Annotated in this window: 7 protein-coding genes; all 7 read right to left on the bottom strand. The window is 68.4% G+C overall.

From position 1 onward, the window contains the following. Positions 1-10: 10 nt before the first annotated feature. Positions 11-2,605 (bottom strand): DNA gyrase subunit A, encoded by a 2,595-nt coding sequence (gene gyrA, locus ACIQU3_RS10550; protein WP_403924394.1) that lies wholly within the window; start codon positions 2,603-2,605, stop codon positions 11-13. A gap of 42 nt (positions 2,606-2,647) precedes the next feature. Beyond that, positions 2,648-4,708 carry a DNA topoisomerase (ATP-hydrolyzing) subunit B gene (gene gyrB, locus ACIQU3_RS10545; RefSeq protein WP_403741851.1) on the bottom strand — a complete coding sequence of 687 codons (2,061 nt, stop codon included), beginning with the start codon at positions 4,706-4,708 and terminating at the stop codon, positions 2,648-2,650. Between the two features lie 433 nt (positions 4,709-5,141). After that, positions 5,142-5,696, bottom strand: coding sequence for a DUF721 domain-containing protein (locus tag ACIQU3_RS10540; RefSeq protein ID WP_403741848.1), 555 nt, complete (start codon positions 5,694-5,696; stop codon positions 5,142-5,144). After that, positions 5,693-6,814, bottom strand: coding sequence for a DNA replication/repair protein RecF (gene recF, locus ACIQU3_RS10535; protein ID WP_403741845.1), 1,122 nt, complete (start codon positions 6,812-6,814; stop codon positions 5,693-5,695). Before recF ends, ACIQU3_RS10540 begins: the two co-directional genes overlap by 4 nt. A gap of 54 nt (positions 6,815-6,868) precedes the next feature. After that, positions 6,869-7,744, bottom strand: coding sequence for a phosphogluconate dehydrogenase (NAD(+)-dependent, decarboxylating) (gnd, locus tag ACIQU3_RS10530; protein WP_361114601.1), 876 nt, complete (start codon positions 7,742-7,744; stop codon positions 6,869-6,871). Positions 7,745-7,950: 206 nt separating this feature from the next. Next, positions 7,951-9,081, bottom strand: coding sequence for a DNA polymerase III subunit beta (gene dnaN / locus ACIQU3_RS10525; protein WP_403741841.1), 1,131 nt, complete (start codon positions 9,079-9,081; stop codon positions 7,951-7,953). A gap of 903 nt (positions 9,082-9,984) precedes the next feature. Continuing rightward, positions 9,985-12,093, bottom strand: coding sequence for a chromosomal replication initiator protein DnaA (dnaA, locus tag ACIQU3_RS10520; RefSeq protein ID WP_403924391.1), 2,109 nt, complete (start codon positions 12,091-12,093; stop codon positions 9,985-9,987). Between the last annotated feature and the right edge of the window lie 245 nt (positions 12,094-12,338).

Raw genomic sequence — 12,338 nt, 5'->3', positions numbered from 1 at the left:
CTCCTCGTGCCTACTCGGCCGAGGGCGCCTCACCCTCGTCCGTGCCGCTGGTCGCGGCGCTCTCGGCGTTCTCGTCGACGACCACATCGCCGTCGACCTCCTCCGCCTCACGCCCCGCCTCGGCGTTGCGAGCGATGCCCACGACGGCATCGCGCTTGCCCAGATTGATCAGTTGGACGCCCATGGTGTCACGGCCGGTTTCCCTGATCTCGTTGACTCGCGTACGAATCACACCGCCCGACAGCGTGATGGCGAGGATCTCGTCGGTCTCCTCGACCACCAGCGCGCCGACGAGGGATCCACGGTCTTCGACGATCTTGGCGGCCTTGATGCCGAGACCGCCGCGACCCTGGACGCGGTACTCGTCGACGGCGGTCCGCTTCGCGTACCCGCCGTCTGTGGCAGTGAACACGAACGTACCGGGTCGAACAACATTCATCGAGAGCAGCTCGTCGCCTTCGCGGAAGCTCATGCCCTTGACGCCCGAGGTGGCACGGCCCATGGGCCGCAGGGTGTCGTCCGATGCAGTGAACCTGATCGACTGCGCCTTCTTGCTGATCAGAAGGAGATCGTCATCCGACGAGACGAGTTCGGCACCGATCAGTTCGTCGTCGGACCCGTCCTCCATCGCGCGAAGGTTGATCGCGATCACACCGCCGGAACGGGGCGAATCGTAATCCTTCAGAGGCGTCTTCTTCACAAGTCCGGCCTTGGTGGCGAGCACGAGGTAGGGGACCGCCTCGTAGTTGCGGATCGCCAGGATCTCGGCGATCGACTCGTCCGGCTGGAAGGCGAGCAGGTTCGCCACGTGCTGACCGCGCGCGTCCCGGCCGGCGTCGGGCAGCTCGTAGCCCTTCACGCGGTAGACGCGGCCCTTGTTGGTGAAGAACAGCAGCCAGTGGTGCGTGGTGGACACGAAGAAGTGGTCGACGATGTCGTCTTCCTTGAGCTTCGTGCCCCGCACGCCCTTGCCGCCGCGCTTCTGGGCACGGTAGTCGTCGGTCTTGGTGCGCTTGATGTAGCCGCCCCGGGTGACCGTGACGACGATGTCCTCCTCGGCGATCAGGTCCTCGATGGACATGTCGCCCTCGTAGGGGATCAGCGTCGTCTTGCGGTCGTCGCCGTACTTCTCGACGATCGCGGCCAGTTCGGCGCTGACGATGCCGCGCTGGCGGACGGGGGAGGCGAGGATCTCGTTGTACTCGTTGATCTTCGCCTGGAGCTCGTCGTGCTCCTGGACGATCTTCTGGCGCTCCAGGGCGGCCAGTCGGCGCAGCTGCATCTCGAGGATGGCGTTGGCCTGGATCTCGTCGATCGTCAGCAGGTCCATCAGGCCGCCGCGGGCGATCTCGACGGTCTCACTGCGCCGGATCAGCGCGATGACCTCGTCGATGGCGTCCAGGGCCTTCAGCAGACCGCGCAGGATGTGCGCCCGCTCCTCGGCCTTGCGCAGCCGGAAGCGCGTACGGCGGACGATGACCTCGATCTGGTGGGTCACCCAGTGGCGGATAAACGCGTCCAGCGAGAGCGTGCGCGGCACGCCGTCCACCAGCGCCAGCATGTTGGCGCCGAAGTTCGTCTGCAGGTCGGTGTGCTTGTAGAGGTTGTTCAGCACGACCTTGGCAACCGCGTCCCGCTTCAGCACGATGACCAGGCGCTGACCGGTGCGCGAGGAGGTCTCGTCGCGGACGTCCGCGATGCCGCCGATCTTGCCGTCCTTCACGAGGTCGGCGATCTTCTGCGCGAGGTTGTCCGGGTTGACCTGGTACGGCAGCTCCGTGACCACCAGGCACTGGCGGTTCTGGATCTCCTCGACCTCGACGACCGCGCGCATGGTGATGGAGCCGCGGCCGGTGCGGTACGCCTCCTCGATGCCCCGGCGGCCGACGACGAGCGCGCCGGTCGGGAAGTCCGGGCCCTTGATGCGCTCGATGAGCGCGTCCAGCAGCTCCTCGTGGGAGGCCTCGGGGTTCTCCAGGTACCACTGGGCGCCGGCGGCGACCTCGCGCAGGTTGTGCGGCGGGATGTTCGTCGCCATGCCGACCGCGATACCGGCCGAGCCGTTGATCAGCAGGTTCGGGAAACGGGCCGGCAGGACGGTCGGCTCCTGGGAGCGGCCGTCGTAGTTGTCCGTGAAGTCGACGGTCTCCTCGTCGATGTCGCGGACCATCTCCATCGACAGCGGCGCCATCTTGCACTCGGTGTACCGCATGGCCGCGGCCGGGTCGTTGCCCGGGGAGCCGAAGTTGCCGTTGGAGTCGACGAGCGGCATGCGCATCGACCAGGGCTGGGCGAGGCGCACGAGTGCGTCGTAGATCGAGGAGTCGCCGTGCGGGTGGTAGTTGCCCATGACGTCGCCGACGACGCGGGCGCACTTGTAGAAGCCGCGCTCGGGGCGGTAACCGCCGTCGTACATGGCGTACAGCACGCGGCGGTGGACGGGCTTGAGGCCGTCGCGGACGTCGGGCAGCGCACGCGAGACGATGACGGACATCGCGTAGTCGAGGTACGAACGCTGCATCTCCGTCTCGAGCCCGACGGGCTCGACGCGCATGGCCAGGGCGTCACCCTCGGGCGTCGTCACGGGAGTGTTCTCGTCGGTCATTGCTGGTGAAGATCCTTCCTGGTGCGGTCAGCTGAGACCGACTCAGATGTCGAGGAAGCGGACGTCCTTGGCGTTGCGCTGGATGAACGCGCGACGGGCCTCGACGTCCTCACCCATGAGGACCGAGAACAGGTCGTCGGCCTGAGCGGCGTCGTCGAGGGTGACCTGGCCGAGGACGCGGTGCTCCTGGTCCATGGTCGTGATGCGCAGCTCCTCGGCGTTCATCTCACCGAGACCCTTGAAGCGCTGGACGGAGTCGTCCTTGATGCGCTTGCCGGCGTTGCGGCCCATCTCGATCAGGGCGTCGCGCTCGCGGTCGGAGTAGGCGTACTCGAAGTCGTCCTTGCCCCACTTGATCTTGTAGAGCGGCGGGCGGGAGAGGTACACGTGACCGGCCTCGACCAGGGGCCGCATGAAACGGAACAGGAAGGTCAGCAACAGGGTGTTGATGTGCTGGCCGTCGACGTCGGCGTCCGCCATCAGGATGATCTTGTGATAGCGCAGCTTCTCGATGTCGAAGTCCTCGTGGACTCCGGTGCCGAAGGCCGAGATCAGCGCCTGGATCTCCTGGTTCTGCAGGATCTTGTCGATCCGCGCCTTCTCGACGTTGAGGATCTTGCCTCGGATCGGGAGGATCGCCTGGTACTGCGGATTGCGGCCGGACTTGGCCGAGCCGCCGGCGGAGTCACCCTCGACGATGAAGATCTCGCACTTGGTGGGATCGTTCGACTGGCAGTCGGAGAGCTTGCCGGGCAGGGACGCCGTCTCCAGCAGGCCCTTGCGGCGGGTGAGGTCACGGGCCTTGCGGGCCGCCACACGCGCGGTGGCCGCCTGGATGCCCTTGCGGATGATGTCCGCCGCCTCGTTCGGGTTGCGGTCGAGCCAGTCCGCGAGGTGCTCGTAGACGACCTTCTGCACGAAGGTCTTGGCCTCGGTGTTGCCCAGCTTGGTCTTGGTCTGGCCCTCGAACTGGGGCTCGCTCAGCTTGACCGAGATGATCGCCGTCAGGCCCTCGCGGATGTCGTCACCCGTGAGGTTGTCGTCCTTCTCGCGCAGCAGCCTCTTGTCCCGCGCATACTTGTTGATCAGCGAGGTCAGCGCGGCGCGGAAGCCCTCTTCGTGCGTGCCGCCCTCGTGGGTGTGGATGATGTTGGCGAAGGAGTACACGCCCTCGGTGTAGCCGCCGTTCCACTGCATGGCGACCTCGAGGGACAGCTGCCTGTCCTTGTCCTCGGCCTCCAGGTCGATGACGGTGGGGTGCACCGCCTCGCCCTTGCGGGAGTTGAGGTACTTCACGAAGTCGACGATGCCGCCCTCGTAGTGGTACGTGACCGTCTTGACCTCGGCGGTCTCGTCCGCCCCCGCCTCGTCCGCCCCCGACGTGGCCTTCGCGGACTCGCGCTCGTCCGTGAGCTTGATCGTGAGGCCCTTGTTGAGGAACGCCATCTCCTGGAAGCGCCGCGAGAGCGTCTCGAAGGAGTAGTCGGTGGTCTCGAAGATGTCGCCGTCGGCCCAGAAGGTGACCGAGGTGCCGGTCTCCTCGATGGCCTCGTGCTTGGCGAGCGGCGCCGTGGGGACGCCCATCTTGTAGTCCTGCGTCCAGCGGTGGCCGTCGGTCTTCACCTCGACGGAGACCTTGCTGGACAGGGCGTTCACCACCGAGACGCCGACGCCGTGCAGACCACCGGAGACCGCGTAGCCGCCGCCGCCGAACTTGCCGCCCGCGTGCAGCACGGTCAGCACGACCTCGACGGCCGGCTTGCCCTCGGACGGGACGATGCCCACCGGGATGCCACGGCCGTTGTCGACGACGCGGACGCCGCCGTCGGGGAGGATCGTCACCTGGATCGTGTCCGCGTGCCCGGCCAGCGCCTCGTCGACGGAGTTGTCGACTACCTCGTACACGAGGTGGTGCAGGCCGCGCTCACCGGTCGAGCCGATGTACATGCCGGGTCGCTTGCGGACCGCGTCCAGACCCTCGAGGACGGTGATGGCACTGGCGTCGTACGAGGCGGTGACCTCGCTGCTGGAGGTGATCGCCTCGCTGCTCACGCCTTCGTCGGTGGACGGGATGTTCTCGTTGGGGTTGCCGGAATCGGCCACGAAGCGCCCTTTCTGGCACAGCACGAGCCAGGCTCGTCGGCGGGTTGCCGGAGCGGCTGCGGCATGTTGCGTTGGTAAGCCTTGATCAGCGTTGCTCAGCTTTTCCCGGACGGTCCCCAGCGAGTGGGGCGGGATTGCTTCCAGTCTACCGGTAGCACTGACACTGATGGGGGTTTGCCGGTACCTGAGTCCGCATGTGCCGCCCTCGACGGGTCTTGTCCGACTCCCGATATGCGGAAGGGGGCTCCAAGAGGCTCACGGAGGCACTCAGCGCTTCCGGCCGTCAACCCTTGGCTACTTCGGAGTCAGGTCGCGATTCGCAACCGTGTGCGGGCACGCGACAAGAGGGCCGCCGACGCACCGACAGGGCCGCCGCAAGCCCCTGATGTGATGTCAGTCACGTGCTGCCGACCAGTGGGAAAACCGGTGCCGATCAGCCGTAGGTGTCGCCCGGCCCGGTGCTGCCGGGTGCGCGCAACGGGCCGTAGCGGCGGGTGGGCCCGCCGGGGCCCTGCACCTTGATCAGCTTCACCCTGCCGTGGCCCAGGTCCTCGTTCAGCCGCGCGACCAGCGTGGGCGCCAGCAGCCGGAGGTTCGTCGCCCAGGCCGTCGAGTCGCAGCGCACCGTCAGGACGCGCTCGTCCTCGTCGTACCTCTCCGGCACACAGTGCTTGGCCACGTCCTCGCCGACGATCTGCGGCCAGCGGCCCATCACGCCGCCCACCGCGGCCGGCGCCTCCCAGCCTCGTTCGTTGATCAGCCGGTTGATCGCGGACCCGAGTGCCATGGGGTCGCGTCCGTCGGCTCGCGCGCCGGACCGCAGACCGCCACGGCGTGCCTGCTTCTTCTGCTGCGCAGCGTCCCCCCGCGCGCGTGCCGCTTCCTTGGCCGCGCGCAGTGCCACGCGCGCGAGGTCGACGCCGGAGGGCTCGGGGGCCTTGGAGGACTTGGACGGCTGGGGGGCGTCACCGGGTGTGTTCTCCGTCATACCCGCTCCACCGTCCCCTCGGACACGGCGAACCGCGTCCCGGACAGCACATGCGGTACGTCGTCGTCGACCGCGGCCGTCACCAGCACCTGCTCGCCGGGCGCGACCAGCTCGGCCAGGCGCTCACGGCGACGGGTGTCCAGCTCGGCGAAGACGTCGTCGAGCACCAGCACCGGCTCGTTGCCCTCCGCCCTGAGCAGGTCGTACGAGGCCAGACGCAGTGCCAGCGCGTAGGACCAGCACTCGCCGTGGGAGGCGTAGCCCTTGGCCGGGAGCTGGCCGAGCTTGAGCTGCAGGTCGTCGCGGTGCGGGCCGATCAGGGTGACACCTCGCTCGATCTCCTGCTTGCGGGCCTCCGCGAGCGCCGCCATCAGCTGCTCGTAGAGATCCTCGCGGGTGTGCGCCTCGCCCGGCGCGGACGGCTTGTACTCCAGCGCGATCGGGCCGCCACCGGGCGCGAGCTGCTCATATGCCTTGTCCGCCAGCGGCTGGACCGCGGCGATCAGGTCCAGGCGCTGCGCCAGCAACTCGGCGCCCGCACGCGCGAGATGCTGGTCCCACACGTCCAACGTGGACATGTCCATGGTGCGGCCGCCGTGCCGACGGGCCAGGGCGGCGGACTTCAGCAGTGTGTTGCGCTGCTTGAGGACCCGGTCGTAGTCGGAGCGGACCCCGGCCATGCGCGGAGAGCGCGCGGTGATCAGCTCGTCGAGGAAACGGCGCCGCTCGCCGGGGTCGCCCTTGACCAGCGCGAGATCCTCGGGCGCGAACAGCACGGTCCGTACGATCCCCAGCACGTCACGCGGTCTGACCTGCGAGGACCTGTTGATACGCGCCCGGTTGGCGCGCCCGGGGTTCAGCTCCAGCTCGACCAGCTGCTGCCGTTCGCCCTGCCGGACCTGGGCCCGGATGATCGCGCGCTCGGCGCCCATGCGGACCAGGGGGGCGTCGGAGGAGACCCGGTGGCTGCCGAGCGTGGCGAGATAGCCGACGGCCTCGACCAGGTTGGTCTTGCCCTGCCCGTTCGGCCCGACGAAGGCGGTCACCCCGGGGTCGAGCGGGACCTCGACCCGGGGGTACGAACGGAAGTCGGCCAGCGACAGATGCGTGACGTGCATGGTCGTTTCGCCGACCTCCCCGGGCGTTCGTGGACTGCCGTACAGCCCTGTGGACTACTTCTTCTCGACCGCGTGGCCGCCGAACTGGTTCCGCAGCGCCGCGATCATCTTCATCTGGGGCGAGTCCTCCTGGCGGGAGGCGAAGCGCGCGAACAGCGACGCGGTGATCGCCGGCAGCGGCACCGCGTTGTCGATGGCGGCCTCCACAGTCCAGCGTCCCTCGCCGGAGTCCTGTGCATAACCCCGCAGCTCGTCCAGGTGCTCGTCCTCGTCGAGCGCGTTGACCGCGAGGTCGAGCAGCCAGGAACGGATGACCGTGCCCTCCTGCCAGGAGCGGAAGACCTCCCGGACGTCGGTCACGGAGTCGACCTTCTCCAGGAGCTCCCAGCCCTCGGCGTAGGCCTGCATCATCGCGTACTCGATGCCGTTGTGGACCATCTTCGCGAAGTGGCCCGCGCCCACCTTGCCGGCGTGCACCGAGCCGAAATCGCCCTCCGGCTTGAGGGCGTCGAAGACCGGCTGCACCTTGGCGACGTTCTCCTTGTCGCCGCCGTACATCAGCGCGTAGCCGTTCTCCAGGCCCCAGACGCCGCCGGAGACACCGCAGTCGACGAAACCGATGCCCTTGGCCGCCAGCTCCTCCGCGTGCCGCTCGTCGTCGGTCCAGCGGGAGTTGCCGCCGTCCACGACGACGTCGCCGGGCTCCAGCAGCTCGGCGAGCCGGTCGATCGTGGTCTGCGTGGCCTCACCGGCAGGGACCATCACCCAGATCACGCGCGGGCCGCTGAGCTTGCCCACAAGCTCTTCCAGGCTGTGGACATCGGCGAGGTCCGGGTTGCGGTCGTATCCGAGGACGGTGTGGCCTGCGCGGCGGATCCGCTCGCGCATGTTGCCGCCCATCTTGCCGAGGCCGACGAGACCGAGCTCCATCAGTTGTGTTCCTTAGGTTCTGCGACGTGGCGTGGCGGCACGTGCGTACCGCGAGGCACTTTCGTACCCACGTCCGAGCCTAAACCCGGACGCTCGCGCACATCTGTGGGCATACGCGCTCACTCGTACGCCCTCACCTGCGGCTTTGTCCTCAACCTGTGGACAACCGCCGGTGATCCCAGCCTGCCTGCGGCCCCGGGCCCGGCTCAGCCGCTGAGGCGCACCGGCATGATCAGGTACTTGTAGGCGTCGTCCGCCTCGGCGTCCAGCGCCGGCTTGCCGCTGAGCAGGGCGGGCTTGGTGGACGTCGTGAACGACAGCTGGGCCACCGGGGAGTCGATGGCGCTCAGGCCGTCCAGCAGGAACGTCGGGTTGAAGGCGATCGAGATGTCGTCGCCCTCGAGCTGGGCGTCGACCCTCTCCACAGCCTGTGCGTCGTCGCTGGAACCGGCCTCCAGGATGAGCACGCCCTGCTCGAAGCTGAGCCGCACCGGGGTGTTGCGCTCGGCGACCAGGGCCACGCGCTTGACGGCCTCCACGAAGGGGGCGGTCTCGATCACGGCGACGCTGTTGAACTCCGTCGGGAAGAGCGTGCGGTACTTCGGGAGGTCGCCCTCCAACAGCCGGGTCGTCGTGCGGCGGCCGGCACCCTCGAAGCCGATCAGGCCCTCGCCGGAGCCCGAGCCGGACAGCGCCAGGGTGACCTGGTCGCCGCTGGTCAGGGCCTTGGCGGTGTCCAGGAGCGTCTTGGCGGGCACCAGGGCGACCGCGGAGGCCTCCGGGTTCTCGGGCTTCCACAGGAACTCGCGGACCGCGAAGCGGTAGCGGTCGGTGGACGCCAGCGTGACGGTGTCGCCCTCGATCTCGATGCGCACACCGGTGAGGACGGGCAGCGTGTCGTCACGGCCGGCCGCGATGGCGACCTGGGAGGCGGCGGAGGCGAAGACCTCGCCGGGGACGGTGCCCGTCGCGTTCGGCATCTGGGGCAGGGCCGGGTACTCCTCCACAGGCAGGGTGTGGAGTGTGAACCGGGAGGAGCCGCAGACCACGGTCGCCCGTACACCGTCTGTGGAAATCTCCACCGGGCGGTTGGGCAGCGCGCGGCAGATGTCCGCGAGCAGGCGGCCGGAGACCAGGACCGTGCCCTCCTCCTCGACCTCGGCATCCACGGAGACCCGCGCGGAGACCTCGTAGTCGAAGCCGGACAGGCTCAGCTTGCCCTCCTCGGTCTTCAGCAGGAGGCCGGCGAGGACAGGCGCCGGCGGACGGGCCGGGAGGCTGCGTGCCGCCCAGGCCACTGCCTCCGCGAGTACGTCGCGTTCCACCCGGATCTTCACTGTTGCCGCCTCCTGCTGTTGCCGGCGCTTCTCGCTCTGCCTGGCCCTCGTCGTCTGTCTCGGTGTCGACGGTCCCTGTGACGGGGAGGACACCGGGGACCAGTCTGACGCACGGCACTGACAGTAGGTGCCTCTCGGGGTCAAGTCGTGACGAGGGGCGGCCGGGCACCGAAGAGCGAGTTGTGCACAGGGCCCCCTTCGAAACGGATTCCCAGCTCTCTCTAGTCGGGAGTAGTAGTAGGGCCTGTGGATACCGTGGATAACCTCGTTTGCCCAGCTCAAGGCAGGAATTTTGTCCACGGGTCCTGTGGGTGGAGGCGGTGGACAACCGGGCGTATCTGTGGAGAACAGAAAGTTCTGCACACGCCGTGCACAGGGTGAGGCGAGTTCTCCCCAGCGCCATCCCCAGCTTTACCCAGCTTTCCCACAGCCCAACCCGGCACCTTTGTGTGACGCCTTTCACTCGACCCGGTGAGGAGGCGCGTCGGGTTGCCGAACAGTGGACAGTCATGTGGAGAAGCGACCGTTTGCTGGGGACAACCGCCCCCAGCCTGTGGGCAGCCGGTGGACAACTCGGTGCACAGCCTGTGGATCATCTCGTCGTCCACAGTCTGTGGAGATCCTTCGTCCACCAATCCACAACCACCTGAGCTGGTCTGATGGTCTTTCAACAGCGGCGGCTGTGGACACGATCTGGACAACTCCCCGGTCCCCAGGATGTGGACGGCAGAAAGTCACCGAATCTGTGGAGGGAGGCCGTAACCCGGCGACTAATCGAACAGCGGGTTGCGGTCGGGTGCCGGGAGGATGCTCGGCGCGGTGCTCGCCGGCCCCCCCGGGGCATGAAGAAGGGCGCCCCCGGAAGCACAGGAGGGCGCCCTCAGCGGCGTTCCGCCGGCGGCGTCAGCCGTTCTTGATGCGGTTGGTCAGCTCCGTGACCTGGTTGTAGATGGAGCGGCGCTCGGCCATCAGATTGCGGATCTTGCGGTCCGCGTGCATGACCGTGGTGTGATCGCGCCCGCCGAACAACGCGCCGATCTTCGGCAGCGACAGGTCCGTCAGCTCACGGCACAGGTACATGGCGATCTGCCGGGCGGTCACGAGGGCGCGGCCGCGCGACGTGCCGCACAGGTCCTCGACGGTCAGCCCGAAGTAGTCCGCCGTGGCGCCCATGATGGCCGTCGAGGTGATCTCGGGGGCCGAGTCCTCGCCCCCGGGGATCAGGTCCTTCAGAACGATCTCCGTCAGGCCCAGGTCGACCGGCTGCCGGTTGAGCGAGGCGAACGCCGTGACCCGGATCAGCGCGCCCTCCAGCTCACGGATGTTCCGTGAGATCCGGGACGCGATGAACTCCAGCACCTCTGGCGGCGCGTTCAGCTGCTCCTGCACCGCCTTCTTGCGGAGGATCGCGATCCGCGTCTCCAGCTCGGGTGGCTGGACGTCCGTGATCAGGCCCCACTCGAACCGGTTCCGCAGCCGGTCTTCCAGCGTCACCAGCTGCTTCGGCGGCCGGTCGGAGGAGAGCACGATCTGCTTGTTGGCGTTGTGGAGCGTGTTGAAGGTGTGGAAGAACTCCTCCTGCGTCGACTCCTTGTCCGCGAGGAACTGGATGTCATCGACGAGCAGGATGTCCATCTCGCGGTACCGCTTGCGGAAGCTGTCGCCCTTGCCGTCGCGGATGGAGTTGATGAACTCGTTGGTGAACTCCTCCGAGCTCACGTACCGCACCCGCGTTCCCGGGTACAGGCTGCGCGCGTAGTGCCCGATCGCGTGCAGCAGGTGAGTCTTGCCGAGCCCGGACTCCCCGTAGATGAACAAGGGGTTGTACGCCTTCGCCGGCGCCTCGGCCACGGCGACCGCGGCCGCGTGCGCGAAGCGGTTGGAGGCGCCGATGACGAAGGTGTCGAAGAGGTACTTCGGGTTCAGGCGGGCGGTCGGCTCACCCGGGCCGGTCGCCGGCGCGGGCTGCGCGGCCAGGGGGCCGGGCGCACCGGTCGTCGGCAGGTTCGGACCGACCGGGCCGCCCCGGTGCACGTGGCCCGAACCGGCCGGGGGCTCGGGCAGCTCCCGGCGCCCCGCGTCACGCTGGTCGTATTCACCCCGCGACGTGTCGTAGTCGGAGCGTTGCGGGTCGTAGGAGGACCGCTCGACGGGCTGCGGGCGGTAGTCCTGGGAGGGGGAACCGTAGGAATCCTGGGAGGGCGGGCCGTAGGAGTCCTTGGACCCGTACGTGTCTTTGGCTCCGTAGGAGTCCTGGGACCCGTAGGTGTCCTGCGAGCCGGAGCCGTACGAGTCCTGCCCGGGTGACGCGTACGGATCACGCTCGGGAAAGCCGAGGCGCTGCTGCTGCCAGCCGTACTCGTCCTGCTGCGCCGGCCGCGGCCAGGCGCCGGGCTCGGGGCGCTGGTACTCGGAGGGGTATGCGGGACGGGGCGTCGGCAGCTGATCTGCGCGCGTAGGCGGAAGCTGGTCGCCGGCCGGCCCGGGCAGCGGCTCGGCGCGGTGACGGCCGTACCCCTCATATCCGTCGCGGTCCGGGCGCTCGTACCCGTCACGCTCCTGGCGGTCGTACGCGTCGCGGTCCTGGCGGTCGTACGCGTCGCGCTCCTGACGGTCGTATCCGTCACGTTCGGAGCGGTCGTACCCGTCGCGGTCCTGGCGCGCGGACGGGAGCTCGGGCTCCTCGTAGCGCTGCTGGGGGCGCGCCGGGGGCGCGAGAGGGGCGGGGGGCTCGCCCGCGGAGTCGTCGACGGTGATCGCGATCCGGATCGGGCGCCCGCACTCGCGGCTCAGCGTCTCACTGACGACCGGCGCCAGCCGTCCCTCGAGTACGCCCTTCGCGAACTCGTTCGGCACGGCGAGCAGCGCGGTGTCCGCGACCAGCGCGAGCGGCTGGCAGCGCCGGATCCAGTGCTCGTCCTTCCCCTCGACCCCTTGGCCGCGCCCCTCCCCGAGGAGCTGCTCCAATACGCGTGGCCACACTGCGGCAAGATCGGCAGGTACGTCAGCCACAGGGCACGCTCTCTCACAGGTCCCACGAACGTGTGGTTCTGGGACGGCTCGGGATGTAAATCGGGTGGGGCAGGGATAAGGGAACGAATCGGAGCTCCGTCACGGTAGTCAGCGCGGCCGGTACGGTTCAAGTTGTTGTCCCCAGCCTGTGGACAAGTGTCTCCCGGCGACTCCCGGTTTGACCGGATGGCGTAGCCGCGCGTACCGTAACCAGGTCGAGTTGTCGATGGCTGCTGCCGCCTGCC

Source organism: Streptomyces sp. NPDC101110 (assembly GCF_044759525.1).
Lineage (GTDB): Bacteria > Actinomycetota > Actinomycetes > Streptomycetales > Streptomycetaceae > Streptomyces.
Note: the sequence above shows the minus strand (reverse complement) of the source record. Positions and strands in the feature narration are given on the sequence as shown.

Bases quoted from the DNA above. Each gene is read 5' to 3' on its own strand.
- recF (WP_403741845.1), bottom strand. From the start codon at position 6,814: ATGCACGTCACGCATCTGTCGCTGGCCGACTTCCGTTCGTACCCCCGG.
- gyrA (WP_403924394.1), bottom strand. From the start codon at position 2,605: ATGACCGACGAGAACACTCCCGTGACGACGCCCGAGGGTGACGCCCTG.
- gnd (WP_361114601.1), bottom strand. From the start codon at position 7,744: ATGGAGCTCGGTCTCGTCGGCCTCGGCAAGATGGGCGGCAACATGCGC.
- ACIQU3_RS10540 (WP_403741848.1), bottom strand. From the start codon at position 5,696: ATGACGGAGAACACACCCGGTGACGCCCCCCAGCCGTCCAAGTCCTCC.